The sequence below is a fragment of the Catellatospora sichuanensis genome (assembly GCF_007483665.1).
GTDB lineage: Bacteria > Actinomycetota > Actinomycetes > Mycobacteriales > Micromonosporaceae > Catellatospora > Catellatospora sichuanensis.
Genome location: NZ_ML660191.1, coordinates 101,913 through 118,219 on the forward strand (window position 1 = coordinate 101,913; position 16,307 = coordinate 118,219).

The 16,307-nt window shown below is 70.6% G+C and carries 15 protein-coding genes; 6 read left to right on the plus strand and 9 right to left on the minus strand.

The features are described 5' to 3' along the window. Positions 1–263: 263 nt before the first annotated feature. From FLL47_RS13180 to FLL47_RS13205, 6 genes are all read right to left on the minus strand, one after another. Positions 264–521 carry a winged helix-turn-helix domain-containing protein gene (locus FLL47_RS13180; protein ID WP_246157871.1) on the minus strand — a complete coding sequence of 86 codons (258 nt, stop codon included), beginning with the start codon at positions 519–521 and terminating at the stop codon, positions 264–266. Between the two features lie 26 nt (positions 522–547). Further along, the gene (locus FLL47_RS13185; RefSeq protein WP_144120798.1) at positions 548–1,012 is read right to left on the minus strand and encodes a hypothetical protein; all 465 of its coding nucleotides are present in this window, start codon (positions 1,010–1,012) and stop codon (positions 548–550) included. Positions 1,013–1,103: 91 nt separating this feature from the next. Continuing rightward, positions 1,104–1,571 (minus strand): DUF3237 domain-containing protein, encoded by a 468-nt coding sequence (locus FLL47_RS13190; RefSeq protein ID WP_144120799.1) that lies wholly within the window; start codon positions 1,569–1,571, stop codon positions 1,104–1,106. Next, positions 1,568–3,205, minus strand: a complete 1,638-nt coding sequence (locus tag FLL47_RS13195; RefSeq protein WP_186315700.1) for a CocE/NonD family hydrolase — start codon at positions 3,203–3,205, stop codon at positions 1,568–1,570. Before FLL47_RS13195 ends, FLL47_RS13190 begins: the two co-directional genes overlap by 4 nt. Before the next feature lie 41 nt (positions 3,206–3,246). Beyond that, positions 3,247–3,726, minus strand: a complete 480-nt coding sequence (locus tag FLL47_RS13200) for a MarR family transcriptional regulator (RefSeq protein ID WP_144120801.1) — start codon at positions 3,724–3,726, stop codon at positions 3,247–3,249. Further along, positions 3,723–4,982 (minus strand): flavin-dependent oxidoreductase, encoded by a 1,260-nt coding sequence (locus FLL47_RS13205; protein ID WP_144120802.1) that lies wholly within the window; start codon positions 4,980–4,982, stop codon positions 3,723–3,725. Before FLL47_RS13205 ends, FLL47_RS13200 begins: the two co-directional genes overlap by 4 nt. A gap of 108 nt (positions 4,983–5,090) precedes the next feature. Between FLL47_RS13205 and FLL47_RS13210 the strand changes: the two genes are divergently transcribed. Further along, a complete protein-coding gene (locus FLL47_RS13210) occupies positions 5,091–5,891 on the plus strand; it encodes a MerR family transcriptional regulator (protein ID WP_144120803.1) in 801 nt (266 codons plus the stop codon). A 14-nt stretch (positions 5,892–5,905) separates the two neighbouring features. Beyond that, on the plus strand, positions 5,906–6,826 hold the full coding sequence (locus tag FLL47_RS13215) for a cysteine peptidase family C39 domain-containing protein (RefSeq protein ID WP_144120804.1): 921 nt from the start codon (positions 5,906–5,908) through the stop codon (positions 6,824–6,826). A gap of 88 nt (positions 6,827–6,914) precedes the next feature. Here FLL47_RS13215 and FLL47_RS13220 read toward each other — a convergent pair whose 3' ends face one another. Next, positions 6,915–8,240: an aspartate aminotransferase family protein gene (locus FLL47_RS13220; protein WP_186315701.1), complete on the minus strand. Its 1,326-nt coding sequence runs from the start codon at positions 8,238–8,240 to the stop codon at positions 6,915–6,917. Positions 8,241–8,324: 84 nt separating this feature from the next. Here FLL47_RS13220 and FLL47_RS13225 point away from each other — a divergent pair, with 84 nt between their 5' ends. Next, complete coding sequence (locus tag FLL47_RS13225; protein ID WP_144120805.1) at positions 8,325–9,230, plus strand: LysR family transcriptional regulator; 906 nt, start codon at positions 8,325–8,327, stop codon at positions 9,228–9,230. 108 nt (positions 9,231–9,338) lie between these two features. On the opposite strand, the gene FLL47_RS13230 is transcribed toward FLL47_RS13225, so the two are convergent. Next, entirely contained in the window at positions 9,339–10,967 is a 1,629-nt protein-coding gene (locus FLL47_RS13230; RefSeq protein ID WP_144120806.1) for an MFS transporter, read from the minus strand. 357 nt (positions 10,968–11,324) lie between these two features. Here FLL47_RS13230 and chvE point away from each other — a divergent pair, with 357 nt between their 5' ends. From chvE to mmsB, 3 genes are all read left to right on the plus strand, one after another. Then, positions 11,325–12,449 carry a multiple monosaccharide ABC transporter substrate-binding protein gene (chvE, locus tag FLL47_RS13235; RefSeq protein ID WP_144120807.1) on the plus strand — a complete coding sequence of 375 codons (1,125 nt, stop codon included), beginning with the start codon at positions 11,325–11,327 and terminating at the stop codon, positions 12,447–12,449. Between the two features lie 68 nt (positions 12,450–12,517). Further along, a complete protein-coding gene (mmsA, locus tag FLL47_RS13240) occupies positions 12,518–14,047 on the plus strand; it encodes a multiple monosaccharide ABC transporter ATP-binding protein (protein ID WP_144120808.1) in 1,530 nt (509 codons plus the stop codon). A gap of 5 nt (positions 14,048–14,052) precedes the next feature. Further along, on the plus strand, positions 14,053–15,327 hold the full coding sequence (gene mmsB, locus FLL47_RS13245) for a multiple monosaccharide ABC transporter permease (RefSeq protein WP_144120809.1): 1,275 nt from the start codon (positions 14,053–14,055) through the stop codon (positions 15,325–15,327). 116 nt (positions 15,328–15,443) lie between these two features. Here mmsB and FLL47_RS13250 read toward each other — a convergent pair whose 3' ends face one another. Beyond that, complete coding sequence (locus FLL47_RS13250) at positions 15,444–16,190, minus strand: alpha/beta hydrolase (RefSeq protein WP_144120810.1); 747 nt, start codon at positions 16,188–16,190, stop codon at positions 15,444–15,446. Between the last annotated feature and the right edge of the window lie 117 nt (positions 16,191–16,307).

Here is a 16,307-nt window from a genome sequence, read left to right on the forward strand (position 1 = left end):
GTCGCGCGTCCAATCCACCTGCGTCGACGCCGTGCGGAGCGTCCAGGTGGCCGACTCAATTCTCGGAAGCGGCGTATCGTATGTAAATGGCGATAACGGACATATGGCCGAATTGCTTAGGGGACTAGCGCCGGACGGTGGAGGGCAATCTGTGTGATTCTGAGTGGAATTCATCGAAGAAGTGGTGGCGCAGTGACGGAACGCTGCGCGCGGAGGGCTTCGCGATGAACGTGCGCCGACTGCGGACGGGCCCTGCTGATCGATCAGGCGCCGCCGATCAGCGCTCGCAAAGCCGCACAGTGGCTCTCGTATGCCTGCTGACCTGCCTTGGTGATCCGGTAGGTCGTGCTGCTCCCGCGGCCGTGACCGTCCTTCGCCGAGCTGACGTAGCCGGCCGACTCCAGCGTGGACATCTGCTTCGACAGGTCCGACTCGGTGAGCTGCAGATGGTCCTTGAGGAACCGGAACGACACCGAGGGCGCGTTGGCCAGGACGGCCATGGCCGCCAGACGCTTGGGCACGTGGATGACCGGATCCAGTCCGTCGATCATTGCAGGCGGGCCCGGGTCTGGGCGGCGGCGTCGGCATAACGCCGCTCGTAGACGGCCAGGCCGACGGTCACCAGGACGAATGCGGCGCCGGCGGCGGCCGGGACGCCCGCGAACCACCAGGCGAGCGCGACGAGCAGCGCGATCACGGGCAAGGCGGCCGCGTATCCGCGCCAGACTCCGGCGATCTCGGCGGGCGGTGTTCCCTTGCCCGGCATGGGAAGCGCACCGTGTCGGCGTCGCATCCAGACGATGAACAGGGTCTCGACGGCGATCAGGGCGGCGAGTGAGCCCACGAACAGGCCCGCGTTCTCCCGCCACCAGGTGAAGGTGCCGATCATGGCGGCGACCCACGCGCCGACGGACGGTGCATACCACCACGGGGTGGGCGGGTAGTCGACGTAGGGGGCGGCGGCACCACGCTCGGCCGCCTTGAGCTGCTCCGCGAGGTCAATGCTTTCCATGCTGGAAACCTTACGCGAAAACTTTCCACTTGTGCAAGTAGAAAGTGAAGCCGCCGCGCAGGCCCGGCGACGGACGAGGCCGACCGGCAGGTCAGGTGACGCGGTAGGCGGTGTAGCGGACGCGGTCGGCTTCGCGGATCGCGGAGGCCACGAACACCGACCGCTCGAGCATGGCCAGGCGGGGCGCGGAGGTCTCCAGGCGGACGCCGATACGGAAGTAGTAGTCGGACGGGTCCACCGGCTCGCCGCGCAGCAGTGCGCCGAGGACCTCCGGCGGCCCGCTGCGCACGCCGAACGTCCGGATGTAGACGTGTTGACCATCGGCCGTGCGCGCCGAGTAGCGGGTGTCGATCTCGATCGCCCCGTCGGCACGTACCAGCTGCCAGTCCGCGCCGCCGGGCAGGATCTCCGCGTCGAACAGGCCGCGGACCTGCCCGCCGACGATCGGCACGACGCGGCGGTGCCCGGCCCGGGTCACCCCGTGATCCTCCAGCGGCCCCAGGCGGACCTCGACGTCGAACGCGTGCTCGAGCGCCGGTGTCGGCGCGGTGGTGGTCACGGCTGCCACACCGGCAGGTCGATCCGCGAGGCAATGGCCGTGGCGTGCGAGATCTCCTGCTCCGCGCGCCGGGTGGTCGCCGCGACCGCGGCGGGCTCGCCGGTGCCGGGGTTGCGGGCATACCGCGGGTGGGCTCCGGAGCTGATCTGCACGCCGATGCGGTGGCCCGCCGCGAAGCGGTGGAACGTCGGCCACAGTCGCACCTCGACCTCGCGGAAGCCCTCGTCGTCCGGCTCGGGATCGGTGGCGGTCGTGGCGACACTGCCGATGCGGCGGATGCCGTCGCAGACGGTCATGGAGCGGCCGTCAGGGTGCACGTCGCAGATGCGTACGAACAGGTCCGCGCTGGGCTGGGAGGAGCGGAACCGGATCCGGGCCACCGGTTCCCCGGCGAGCACGGTCGCCGTGTCGAGGGCTTCGGTGCGGAACACGGCGACGTCGTCGCGGCGTTCGTGGGCGGCGTTGTCGAGCGGTCCGGAGTTCGGCTGCAGGCTCGGCCCGCCGACGGCGGGGGTGGGGTCGTCGGGGTCGTAGGTGTAGCGGGTGACGCCGCCGTCGGGGGCGGCCTGGCTGAGCAGGCCTGATCCGTGCAGGTGCCAGGGCTGCGCGGTGGCGCCGGCCGGCGGCCATTCCGGCAGGTCGTGCCACTGCTCCGCGCCGGTGAGGAAGGCGCGCACCGGCGCGACCCGGGTGTCCGGCCCGTTCGCGAGGTGCTCCCTGAGGAAGGCGACGGACTCGGACAGCGCCGGGCCGCCCATGCCGGCAGAGACGTGCCCCCAGGGGCCGATGGTCAGCCGGGGCGGCCGTCCGGCGGCCGCGAGCTGGGCGTGGTTGCGCAGCTGCCAGGGCAGGAAGATGTCGTACCAGCCGGTGATCATGTAGACGGGAGCGGTGACGTCGGGCACGGAGGCCGTGTGCGACTGCCGGGTCCAGTACTCGTCGGTGAGCTGCTCGTGGGCGACCCAGTCCTGGTACCAGTCGACCTCGCCGTCCGTGGCGGCGGTGTCGCCGGTGCTGAGCGGGAGCATGTCGAACGCCTCGGTGAGCTTGGGGTCGGGGCGCAGCACGGCCAGGATCAGCGGGAGGAAGCGGCGCTTGGCCATGCGGTCCATCATCTGCGTCCAGCCGAGCGCGTTGCGGAGCGAGAACGCGCCGTTGTCCCAGGTGATGGCACCGAAGTCGGGCATGGTCGTGATGAGGCAGAGCGCGTCGGGTGCGTTGGCGGGGTCCTCGCGCTGCATTCGGCCGGCCACCGCCCACTGGGTGTAGCCGAGGTAGCTGGGGCCGTAGGTGGCGACCGATCCGGTGAACCACGGCTGGCGGCGCACCCACCGGTGGGTCGCGATGCCGTCGCGCTGTTCGTCGACCTGCGGGTGGAACACCCCGGCCGAGCCCCAGGTGCCGCGGCAGCGCTGGGCCAGCACGGTGAATCCTTCGCGGGCGAGTGCGCGGGCCTGGGTGTCGGTGGCGCGGCGGCCGTACGGTCCGCGCATGACGATGGTCGGCAGGGGCGGCTGGACTTCGCCGACGGGCGCGATCAGGTCGGCGAGCAGTTCGGTGCCGTCGTCCATGGGCACGCGCAGATCCTTGCGGACCGTGATGTCGTAGGGGCCCGGCACTACCCCTTTGATCATGCGGGCTTGCATCCATCGGGAGAGCCGCTGGCCGAGCGTGGTCATGGCATGTCCTCGGGGGTTGAAGGGGACGGGTTCAGCCGGTGTGCGGCGAGCGCGGCGCGGAGCCGTTCGAGCGCCGGGACCGCGGCGGCGAGCGCGGCGCGGTCATCGGCGGGCAGCGTGGCGGCGGCCGTCGCGATGAGCCGGGCGCTGGCGCGGTCGAAGCGGTCGAACAGGTCGAGGGCTTTCGCGGAGGCGGCGACGGTGACGTGGCGGCGGTCGTCGGCGCGCTGGCGGCGGGCGATGAGGCCGCCGGCCTCCATGGTGCGCAGGAGGTTGCTGACCGTGGGGCGGCTCATGCCGAGGCGGGTGGCCAGCTCGCCGGGTGTCGCGACGGTGCCGGCGGGCAGCGCCCGGATGATCTCGATCTGCGCGTCGGGGATCTCCGGCAGGTCCTCGGCGGCGCGTGCCGCGGCAAGCAGCGTGCGCCGCAGCGGCGAGATGACCGCTGCCAGGTGAGCCGGGTCGAGGGTGCTCATCGGGCGGTGTCCGGTGGGGTCAGCGAGGGGCGGGCGTTGAGCGCGTCGGGGTGGAACCCGGCGGCCCGCTTGTAGCCGGTGGCGATCTCGGTGAGTTCGTCGGCCGGGATGACGTCGTGGATGTGGCGGAAACCCTCGGGCGCTCGTTCGTGGGCCAGGACCATGACCTGCTCGGGGCCCTGTCGGCGGTTGCTCAGCACGAGCGCGGTGGTGGCCGGGCGGCGGTCTGCCTCGTACGCGGCGAGCGCCTGCCCGGTCGTCGGCGCGGTGGCGAGGTGGAAGGCGAGCGTGCGTGCGTCGAGGATCGCCTGGGACGCGCCGTTGGAGCCGTTGGGGTACATGGGGTGGGCGGCGTCGCCGAGCAGGGTCGAGTGGCCGTGGGTCCACCGGTCGATCGGATCGCGGTCGACCATCGGGTATTCGAGGATCTCGTCGGCGGCCGCGATGACGGCGGGCACGTCGAGCCAGCTGAAACGCCAGTCGCGGAACAGGCCGAGGACCGGTGCGGGGTCGACGGCGCGGTTCCAGTCGGCGGTCGCGCCGTCCGCGCCGTCGGCACGGCGTTCGGCGATGAAGTTGACGCGTGCGTGTCCCGTGGCGTCGGGCGCGCCGACCGGGTAGGCGACGAACTTCTGCTCGCCGTCACCTGCCATGACCATGGTGCGTCCGTCGAGGTAGGCGGGGACCGTGGCGGTGCCCCGCCACAGGGTCAGCCCGTTCCAGACGGGGTCGCCCTCGTCGGGGTGGTGCTGGCGGCGCAGCGCGGAGTGGATGCCGTCGGCCCCGATGACGAGTTCGGCCTCGACGCGGACCTCGCCGCCGGCCGTGTCGAAGATCGCGACGTCGGAGTGCGGGCCGTGTTCGACCGCGGTGAGCCGGTGTCCTGGCTGGACGGTGTCCGCGCCGAGCCGCTCCCGGACCGCGTCGAGCAGGGCGAGTTGCAGGCGTCCGCGGTACACCGACAGCTGCGGCCAGCGGTAGCCGGCGTCCAGGCCGCGGGGCTCGCTCCAGATCGGCTGGCCGTACCGGTTGAAGTAGGCGAGCGTGCCCGGGGCGACCCCGAGTTCGGCGACGCGATCGCCCAGACCCAGTTCGGTCAGCTCGCGGACGGCGTGGGGGAGCAGGTTGATGCCGACGCCGAGTGGTCGCAGCTCGGCGACGCGGTCGAACACGCGGATGGCACGGAACCCGGCCTGGTGCAGGCTCAGCGCGGCGGTGAGCCCGCCGATGCCCGCGCCGATGATCGCGATCGTCATCTGGACTCCCGTCGAGTGGCCCGTATAGTTTTGGAACAAAGCTAATACGTTGTCAAGAGCCGGTTCGGTGCTTGACCTCGCCCCGAGGGCACGCCGCAGACTTGCCGGGTGGCACGGGATCAGCTGTTGGCGGGGGAGTTCGGGGCGGCGGCGCGGCTGTCGCCGAAAGCGCTGCGCCTGTACGCCGAACAGGGCCTGCTGCCGCCCGCGCGGGTGGACCCGGCGACCGGATACCGCTACTACAGCCCCGACCAGCTGCCCCGCGCCCGCCTGGTCGCCCGGCTGCGCCGGCTGGGGCTGCCGCTGGCCAGGATCGCCGTGCTGGCCGACCTGACCCCGCAGGACCGGGCGCTCGAACTGCGCGGATGGCTGCACGCGCAGCGCAGCCTGCTCGACGACCGGGCGGCGGTGGTCGAAGCCGCGCAAGGGTCGTCCGCCGACAGCGGCCTCGCCGACGCCGTGGCGATGCGGGACGTGCCGGCCGTGAAGGTCCTCGGCCGCCGGCACCGGATCGACTCGACCGCGCTGCCCGAGTTCACCCGCGTGGCGGAACAGGACATCCGCGCTCAGTTGCGGACCTCGGGGCTGGCGGCGGACGGTCGCCGGTTCGTGTTCTTCGAGGACCTGATCACCGCCGACAGCGACGGGTATGTGGAGGTGGCGGTCGCCTGCGAAGGCAGCGTCGAACCCGTCGGCGACCTGCACGTCCGCCTGGTGCCGGCACACACCGCCGTGTACCTGCCGGTGCCGCCCGGACACGAGGACCTGCCCCTGATCCTGCGGGTCTACGACGCCGTCGAGGCCTGGACGGACGCCCGCCCCGGCGTCGTCTGCACCGGCCACCCCTACGAGATCTATCCAGGCACCGGCTCGCGCTTCGACGTCGCGTACCCGGTCACCGTTCACTGACCGAGAGGTTTTCCATGCGCCATCTCCCTTACGTGGGCAGCGGCCCCTACTGCTACGCCAACTCGTTCGCCATGCTGCTCGGCGCACGGTCGCCGTCGACCGCGGTCATCGAGGTCGCCACCGGCGGCCCGTTCGGCATGCAGCTCATCGGCGGCAGGCTGGTGTTCTTCGACGCGTACGGGTGGGACCCCGAGCAGGGGTTCGACCAGGCGCTCGCGGCGATCGGGTGGACCTCGGTCGTCAGCAAGGGCGGCGACGCCGAGGCGGCGCTGGCCCGCCTCACGGCCGCCGTGAAGCAGGGACCGGTGTGGGTCGGCCCGGTCGAGATGGGACACCTGCGCCACCAGCCCGAGATGTCGGGCCCGATCGGGGCCGATCACTTCGTGGTCGCGCTCGACGTGGACGACGAGCGGGTGCTCGTGCACGATCCGCACGGTTACCCGTACGCCGAGGTGCCGGTCGAGGACTTCATGACGGCCTGGCGGGCCGAGACGATCAGCTACGGCGACCCGTACACCATGCGCACCGGCTTCGTGAAGGTCGCCGACGTCAGCGACGCCGACGCGATCAGGTCGGTCATCCCGGCCGCGATCGACTGGCTGTCCCTGCGTACCGATGTGGAGATGCCGCCCGGCAGCCTCGGCAACGGCGCCGCCGCCGAGCGGGTCGCCGACCTGGTCGAGGCCGGGGCCGCTGACGGCTTGCGCGAGCACCTCATGTACTTCGCGATCCGGGTCGGCGCGCGCCGGCTCAGCGACACCGCCGACTGCCTGCTGCTCGCCGGATACGACAAGGCGGCCGGGATCGCCGCGGAGCAGGCCCGGCTCGTCGGCTCGCTGCAGCACCCGGTGGTCACCAAGGACTTTCCGGCGGCGGCCGCCGCCCTGCGCCGACTCGCCCCCACCTACGACCTGCTGCGTGCGGCTCTCGAATAGCGGCGGGACGGTGGTGGCGGCGGGGCGGACCGTCGGCATCGGCGGTCCCGCCCCGCCGAGTCGACACCTGGCGGTCGCGGCTGGAGGTTCAGGCCGCGGCCGTGGCGTCGCCGAGCGCCTGGTCGAGGATTTCCAAGCCGAGGGCCAGTTCCTCCCGGGTCGCGGTCAGCGGCGGCGCGATGCGGAACGTGCCGCCCATGCCGGGCAGCTGCACCACGTTCAGGTGCAGGCCGAGCGCCAGGCAGCGGCGGGTGACCTGCGCGCCCAGCGCGTCCGCGCCCTGCTTGGTGGCCCGGTCGACGACGAGTTCGAGGCCCTGCATGAGGCCCCGGCCGCGCACGTCGCCGACCACCTGGTGCCGCTGCTGGAGCTGCAGCAGCCCGGCGCGCAGGAACGCCCCGAGTTCCCGTGCCCGCAGGTCCAGCCGCTCGGACTGCAGGACGTCGAGCACCGTGTTGCCGACGGCCGCGACGAGCGGGTCCGACACGTGCGTGGTGTAGAACAGGTAGCCGCGCTCGTGGGCCCGCCGTTCGATCTCCTCGCTGGTGATCACGGCGGCCAGGGGCAGCCCCGCGCCGAGCGTCTTGGACAGCGTGAGGATGTCGGGCACGATGCCGTCGCGCTGGAAGGCGTACCAGTCGCCGGTGCGGCACAGCCCGGTCTGCGCCTCGTCGACGATCAGCAGCATGCCGCGCTCCCGGCACTTGCCCGCCAGCGCGGCGAAGTAGCCCGGCGGCGGTTCGATGACGCCGCCGGAGCTGAGGATCGGCTCGACGATGCACGCCGCGAGGCTGCCCGACGACTGTGCGTCGATCATGGCGAAGCCGTAGTCGAGCTGCCGTCGCCAATCGAATTCTCCGTCGGCGGTGGTGAAGTCGGGACGGTACGGGTTGGGCGTCGGGATCGCGAAGTTGCCGGGCGCCGTCGGCCCGTAGCCCTGATGGCCGGCGCTGTACGTCGCGGCGGCCGCGGCGCCGGTCATGCCGTGCCACGACCGGGCGAACGCGACGATCTCGTGCTTGCCGGTGACGAGCTTGGCCATGCGGATGGCCGCCTCGTTCGACTCGGCACCGGTCGTCAGCAGCAGCACCTTGTCCAGGGGCGCGGGCAGGGACTCGGCGAGCCGGCGGGCGAGGTCCACGACCGGGCGCGACAGCATGCCGCTGAACAGGTGGTCGAGGCTCGCGACCTGCTGCTGCACCGTCGCCACGATCGCCGGATGGCAGTGGCCGAGGATGGCGCTCATCTGGCCCGAGGTGAAGTCGAGGATCCGCCGGCCGTCGGCGGTGTACACGAAGCTTCCGGCCGCGCGCTCGATGATCTCCGGCGTGAACGGGCCGCCGTACCGGACCAGGTGGCGTTCCGCGTCGGACCAGAACCGTTCGGCGGTGGGCTGCTCGCTCATCAGCGTCATGCCATCACGATAGGTATCGCCGCTGTGCACGAAAAGCTCAGAACCGCGGTTAGCCTGTGCATAATCTGCGCACAAGGAGACCCGATGCGACTGAACACCTCCCGCCTGGAGATGCTCAGCCTGCTGGACAGCCTCGGCACGGTGCGGGCCGTCGCCGCGGCGCTGCACATGAGCCCGTCGGCGGTGTCGGCGCAGCTGGCGGTGCTGGAGGCGGAGACCCACGCCGACCTGCTGCAGCGGGTCGGTCGCCGGGTGCGGCTCACCGCGGCCGGGCACACCCTGGCCCGGCACGCCCGGGTCATCCTCGACCAGGTCAAGGCGGCCGAGGCCGAACTGCGCGACCTCTCCGGACAGCCGACGGGCCCGGTGCGCCTGGCCGCGTTCTCCAGCGCGGTCCGGACGCTGGTCATCCCGCTCGCCGCACGGCTGCGGCGGACGCACCCGCGCATCGAGCTGGAGGTGAGCGAGCTCGATCCGCAGGACAGCCAGCCGGCCCTGCGCCGCGGCGCCTGCGACATCATCGTGACCGCGGACTTCAGCGACGGATCGGCGCCCCTGGACCCCGACGTGCACACCATCCCGCTGCTCGCCGACGCCATCGTGCTGGTGACGTCGCAGGATCAGGCGGGGCCGGACGCGCCCGCGGACCTGGCCGACTTCGCCGCGGCGGCCTGGTCGGTGGACCTGCCCGGGACGTACCTCTCCCGCCTGGTGTCGAGCAGCTGCCGGCAGGCCGGCTTCGAGCCGATCGTGGCCGGTCGTTTCAGCAGCTACGAGCTGTTGCTGGCACATGTTGAAGCAGGCCTGTCCGTGTCACTGCTGCCCGAGCTGGCGGTGGACGGCAGATACCGGGTGGCGACCCGCGCGCTGCGGGAGCCACTGACCCGCCAGGTGTACGCGGCGGTGCGCGGCCGGTCGGCGCTGACCGCGGCCGCCCGCATCGTGCTGGACGAGCTGCGTGACCTGTCGGCGGCCCGGGTCCACATTTGAGGCCGTCCCATGATCGTCCGACTTGCCTGGCATTCGTGCGTATCTTGAAGGTCTATTCCCACAGGTGCCAGGCAAGTCGAGTGACCTTGGTGTGGTCGGCGGCCGTGCTCAAGCCGGAGGCCGGGGAGTGGGGTCAGGTGTGCCCGGCTGCCGGAGGGGTACGCCGCGGGTGAGGAACAGCGCGGCGAGCGCGATCACCGCGAGCAGGCCCAGCGCCCCACGCAGGCCGTCGAGTCGGGCCTGCTCGTTCTGCGCGACGGCGGCGGACGCCGCGGCCGGGTCCACGCCGGCCTCGGCGAGCGCCGCGGCCAGCTGCTCATTCGACAGGAACGGGATGCCTGCCGCCAGCTGCACCTGGGCCTGGGCGGACACGTCGGCGGGGATGGCCGGGTTGGCGTGGATGCCGGTCAGGAACGACGTGGTCAGCCCGGAGATGAGTACGGCGCCGGCCAGTGCGGTGCCGATGGACGCGCCCAGGTTGGTCACGGTGTTCTGCAGCCCGCCGACCTCGGCGCTGCGCTCGTCGGGGACGGCCGACACGGTGACGCTGCCCAGCTGGGACGCCAGTGCGCCGATGCCCAGCCCGGCGAGCAGCAGCGGCCAGGTGACGATCTCCGGTCCGGCCCCGACCTCCAGCGCGGCGGCGAGCGCGACGATGCCGGCGAACAGGGCCGCGAAGCCGATCTGCACCACGCGTCGCGGTGATGCGTCGGGGAAGAACTTGGGCACGCCCACGGCGGCGAGCAGCAGCGTCACGGACAGGGGAAGGATGCGGATTCCGGTGTCTATCGCGGACAGGCCGAGGGCCACCGACAGGTAGAGCGGGACGGTGAAGAACAGGCCCGCCTGGAGCAGGTATTGGAACAGGAACGAGTTGAGGCCGCCGCGGAGCAGCCGGTTGTCGAGCAGGGCCGGGTCCAGCAGCACCGGCTGCCCCCGGCGCAGGCGGGCGCGTTCGCGGGACATGAACCAGCGCAGCACGAGGCCGCCCGCGATGACGAGCCAGAACACCGGTGACAGGCCGAGCCAGGCCGGTCCGCCGGGTTTGGGATTGACGAAGCCCCAGGTGCCGCCGCGCAGGATGCCGAAGACGATCAGTACCAGGCCCAGGCCGGACAGCGCGGTGCCGCCGAGGTCCAGCCGGGTGGCGCGGTCGGGCGGCAGGTCCCGCATCCGGCGGGTCAGCAGCAGGATGCCCAGGACCACGACCACTTCGCCGGCGAAGACCCACCGCCAGGAGGCGTACGTGGTGAGCAGGCCGCCGATCAGCGGTCCGACCGCGACGGCGATCGCTCCGAACGCGGCGACCAGGCCGTACGCGCGGGGGCGCTGCGTGCGGTCGAAGTTGGACGCGACCAGTGCCACGATGGCGGGCAGGATGAGTGCGGCGCCCACGCCTTCGAGCAACGACCATCCGATGAGCAGCACGGTGAGGTTGGGTGCCAGCGCGGTGGTAAGCGATCCCACGCCGTAGATCACGCAGCCGATCGCGAAGGCGCGCTTGAAGCTGATGATCTGGCCGATCTTCCCACCGGTGATCATCAATGCGGCCATGACGAGGGTGTACATCGTGATCGCGGTCTGGATGCCGGTGACGGTGGTGCCCACGTCCTCGGCGACCGTCGCGATCGACACGTTCATGACCGAACTGTCCAGCGTCATCAGGAACTGGCCGCTGGCCAGGGTGAGCAGCACGGTGCCGGTCGCGACCTGGCGGTCGGGTGATGTGAGGGCCATGGCCCGCTCCTCCGCGATCGGTCCTTGCGCCCAGCCTGCCCGACGGCGAGCCGATTTGATGAGTGTTCATCCTATATGCCCCTTACGGCGCGCGTGCTGAGCGCACCGTGTTGCGCCCGCCCCCCGGGACCCCGATTGCCCCGCAAAGTTTTCGGCCGTGGGCTCTGGGGGACCCCGGCCGTAATCCAACCGTGATCTGACGTCCATTGACCTCGTCGCGCAATCGTCGAATTATGTGAGCGTTCACAATCCCGTAATCCGCGAAAGCATCACGACGCGGGCGATGTTTGTGAGCGCTAACAGTCTGCCGCCTGACCTGGCGGCCTGCGGGCCGTTCCCGTCGGAAGAAGGAGCGACATGAAGATCGCAAGACTGGCTGCCGCTGCGCTGGGCCTGATCGTGGCCACCAGCCTCGCCGCCTGCGGTTCGAGCACCAAGACCACTGACCAGGAGCAAGCCGGTGGCACGGAGGGTGCGCTGGTCGGCGTCACGATGCCGACCAAGTCCTCCGAGCGGTGGATCCACGACGGCAACAACCTGAAGTCCCAGCTCGAGGCACTGGGCTACAAGGTCGACCTGCAGTACGCCGAGAACGACATCCCGACCCAGGTCAACCAGATCGAGAACCAGATCACCAAGGGCGCGAAGCTGCTGATCGTCGCCTCGATCGACGGCACGGCGATCACCACCCAGCTGCAGCAGGCGGCCGACAAGAAGATCCCGGTCATCGCCTACGACCGCCTGATCCGCAACTCGCCCAACGTGGACTACTACGCCACGTTCGACAACTACAAGGTCGGCGTGCAGCAGGCGACCTCCCTGCTGGTGGGCCTGGGCCTGAAGAAGGCGGACGGCTCCGACGGCACCGCCAAGGGCCCGTTCAACATCGAGCTGTTCGCCGGCTCGCCCGACGACAACAACGCGACCTTCTTCTTCAACGGCGCGATGGACACCCTCAAGCCGTTCATCGACAAGGGCACGCTGGTCGTCAAGAGCAAGGAGACCGAGTTCAAGACCGTCGCGATCCTGCGCTGGGACCCGGCCACCGCGCAGCGGCGCATGGAGGACCTGCTCACCAAGACCTACGCCAAGGGCGACAAGGTGCAGGGCGTGCTGTCGCCCTACGACGGCCTGTCCATCGGCATCCTCTCCGCGCTCAAGAGCAGCGGCTACGGCACCGCCAACCAGCCCTACCCGGTGGTGACCGGGCAGGACGCCGAGGTCGCCTCGGTCAAGTCGATCATCGCTGGTGAGCAGTACGCGACGATCTACAAGGACACCCGGGAGCTGGCGAAGGTCACCGTCAAGATGGCCGACGCCGTGCTCAAGGGCGGCAAGCCGGAGGTCAACAACACCAAGGACTACGACAACGGCAACAAGGTCGTCCCGTCCTTCCTGCTCGAGCCCGTCATCGTCTACAAGGACAACTACAAGGCGACGCTGATCGACACCGGCTACTACACCGCGGACCAGCTCAAGTAGCTGCCGCGCGCCCGTCCGGCCGGTCACCCCGGCCGGACGGGCGTCCCGCCAACCGGAGGAGGACGACCTTGACCGACGTGATCCTGCAGATGCGTCACATCACCAAGACGTTCCCGGGGGTCACCGCCCTCAACGACGTCAACCTCACGGTCCGCCGCGGCGAGATCCACGCGATCTGCGGCGAGAACGGCGCCGGCAAGTCCACCCTGATGAAGGTCCTGTCGGGGGTCCACCCGCACGGCGACTACACCGGCGACATCACCCTTGACGGCCAGCCGTGCCGGTTCGGCAACATCCGCGACAGCGAGCGCCTCGGGGTCGTGATCATCCACCAGGAGCTGGCGCTGTGCCCGAACCTGTCGATCGCGGAGAACATCTTCCTCGGCAACGAGCGCGCCCCGCGCGGCGTCGTGAACTGGAACCGCACCAACGCCGATGCCGCCGAACTGATGCAGCGCGTCGGACTGCACGAGAACCCGACCACGCCCGCGATGGACCTCGGCGTCGGCAAGCAGCAACTGGTCGAGATCGCCAAAGCACTGTCCAAGCGGGTGCGCCTGCTCATCCTCGACGAGCCGACCGCCGCGCTCAACGACGAGGACTCCGCGCACCTGCTCGACCTGCTCCGCGGCCTGCGCGACCAGGGCATCACCTGCGTGATCATCTCGCACAAGCTCAACGAGATCCGGGCGGTCGCCGACTCCACGACGATCCTGCGGGACGGCCGGACCATCGAGACCCTCGACATGGCCGCCGACGTCACCGAGGACCGCATCATCGCCGGCATGGTCGGCCGCGACCTCGAGCACCGCTTCCCCGAACACGAGCCCCGCATCGGCGAGGAGGTGCTGCGGATCGAGGACTGGACCGTGCACAGCCCTACCCAGCACGGCCGGGTCGTGGTCGCCGGAGCGAACCTCAGCCTGCGCCGTGGCGAGATCGTCGGCCTGGCCGGACTGATGGGCGCCGGCCGCACCGAGCTCGCCATGAGCGTCTTCGGCCGCAGCTACGGCATCGGCATCTCCGGCCGGATCTTCAAAGACGGTCGAGAGATCCGCCTGAAGACCGTCGGCGACGCGATCCGGCACGGCCTCGCGTACGCCACGGAGGACCGCAAACGCTACGGCCTCAACCTGATCGAGGACATCAAACGCAACGTGTCGGCAGCGGGGCTGAACAAACTGGCCACCCGCGGCTGGATCCACGACAACGAGGAGTATCGCGTCGCCGACGGCTTCCGGCTCGGCATGAACATCAAGGCCCCGAACGTCTCGGCGGTCACCGGCAAGCTCAGCGGCGGCAACCAGCAGAAGGTCGTGCTGTCGAAGTGGCTGTTCACCGACGCCGACGTGCTCATCCTCGACGAGCCCACCCGCGGCATCGACGTGGGCGCCAAGTACGAGATCTACTCGATCATCAACCACATGGCCGACCAGGGCAAAGCCGTGCTGGTCATCTCCTCCGAACTGCCTGAGCTGCTGGGTGTCTGCGACCGCATCTACGCGATGTCCGCCGGCCGGATCACCGGCCAGGTCACCCGCGAGCAGGCCACCCCGGAGCGGCTCATGCAGTTCATGACCAAGGTGAAGGAGCAGTAACCACCATGACCAGTGTCGGCCCGACGACCGGCCCGAGCACCGCGGTGCCGGAGACGACCGCGAGCGAGATCGCGGTGCGCAAGGCACCGGACCGATTCGGCGGTCGGCTCTTCTCGGCGAATCTGCGCCAGAACGGCATCTACATCGCGTTCGCGCTCATCATCGCCCTGTTCTCCGTCCTCACCGGCGGCGACCTGCTCGCGCCGCAGAACATCTCCAACCTGGTGGTGCAGAACTCCTACATCCTGATCCTCGCCATCGGCATGATCCTGATCATCATCGCCGGGCACATCGACCTGTCCGCCGGCTCGGTCCTCGCCGTCACCGGCGCGATCTCCGCCGAACTCATGGTCAACAATGACGTGCCCTGGCCGCTGGCGATCCTGATCACGCTGATCTGCGGCGGCCTGATCGGCGCCTGGCAGGGCTACTGGGTCGCGTATTTCGGCATCCCCGCGTTCATCGTGACCCTGGCCGGCATGCTCGTGTTCCGGGCGCTGACCCTGGCGGTGCTCGGCAACCAGGGCATCGGCCCGTTCCCCGACGAGGTCCGCACCATCGCCAACGGCTTCATGCCGACCTACCTTGGCAACATCGGCCTCGGGCCGCTCGACGGCGCCGACCTGTTCACCCTGCTGCTCGGCCTCGTGTTCGTGGCCGGGATCGTGGTCACCCAGTGGCGCAGCCGCGCCGGGCGCATGCGCTACGGCCAGAGCGTCGAACCGACTGCGCTGTTCGTCACCAAACTCGCCATCGCCGCGGTCGTGGTGATGACGGTCGTCGTGCAGCTGGCACGGTTCAAGAACCTGCCGTGGGTGCTCGTGCTGCTCGCCGCGCTGGTGCTGGCGTACTCCCTGCTCACCGACCGCGTCGTGTTCGGCCGCCACATCTATGCCATCGGCGGCAACCTCAACGCGGCCACCCTGTCCGGCATCAAGGTCAAATCAGTCACCTTCTGGCTCTTCGTGAACATGGGCGTGCTCGGGGCGATCGCGGGCATCGTCTTCGCCGGGCGGCTCAACCAGGCCGGGCCGACCGCCGGCACCGGTTTCGAACTCGACGCGATCGCCGCCGCGTTCATCGGCGGGGCGGCCGTGCAGGGCGGCGTCGGCAGGGTGGTCGGCGCGATCACCGGCGGGCTCATCATGGGCGTCATCAACAACGGCATGTCGCTGATCGGCGCGCCGACCGAGCAGGTGATGCTCTTCAAGGGCCTGGTGCTGCTGGCCGCCGTCGCGTTCGACGTCTTCGCCAAACGCCGTGCGGGAACCGCACGCTGACGCTCGTGAGCAGGGCTGCGGGCGTGGCACAAGCCCGTCCGCAGCCCATACGGTCCGCGAGCGAGGGTCGGCCGCTGCGGTGACGGGCAGCTACCGCCTGCTCGAGCAGGCGGTCGTCAGCTGCTCAGGCGCCGGATGAAGGCCACGCTGCCGTCGAAGATCAGCGGTGCGTCGTGGTCGAGCGTCGCCACGTGGTAGCTCTCCTGCAGGACGACCTCCTCCACGTCCGCCGAGGCGATGCCCTTCAGCACGATCTCGCTGTTGACGGGCTCCACGACATGGTCGTTGGCGGAGTGGTAGAGCAGCACGGGCTGGGCGACCTTGGGCAGGTCGGCGCGGACGACGGACTGGAAGCGGCGCAGCGACGCCGCGGCCCGCACCGGCGTGCGAGGGTAGGCGCCCTCGTCGATGCCGGGCTTGGCGATGTCGTTGCCGATCGCCGGCACCGACGGCACGACCAGGCCCAGCACGGGCAGCAGCTTCGCGTCCCAGCGCAGCATGGTGACGGCGGGGTTGACCAGCACGATGCCGGCCAGGTCGGGGTGCTGCTGGGCGAGCCGCAGGGCGAGGGTGCCGCCCATGGACAGGCCGACGGCGTACACCGCGGTGCAGTGCCGGCGCAGGTCGGTGACCGCGCGCTCGACCTCGGTGTACCAGTCCTGCCAGGTGGTGCGGTTGGCGTCGCGCCAGCTGGTGCCGTGGCCCGGCAGCAGCGGCAGCCGCACCGACCAGCCCTGCTCGGCCAGGTGGCGGGCCCAGGGCCGCATGCTGTGCGGCGACCCGGTGAAGCCGTGGCAGACCACGACCCCGATGCCGCCGTCGCCGTCGTGGTGCAGGGGAGCGTGGTCGATGGCGTTGTCCATGAATGCTCCCAGCCGCGGCATGAATGACGGCCCGTGCGTGACGGGTGCCGCCATACTGCCATGCCTCGGCGCGCGAAGGCAGGGGCGAGCAGACCGGGGCGGCTGCGGGACGGGCGA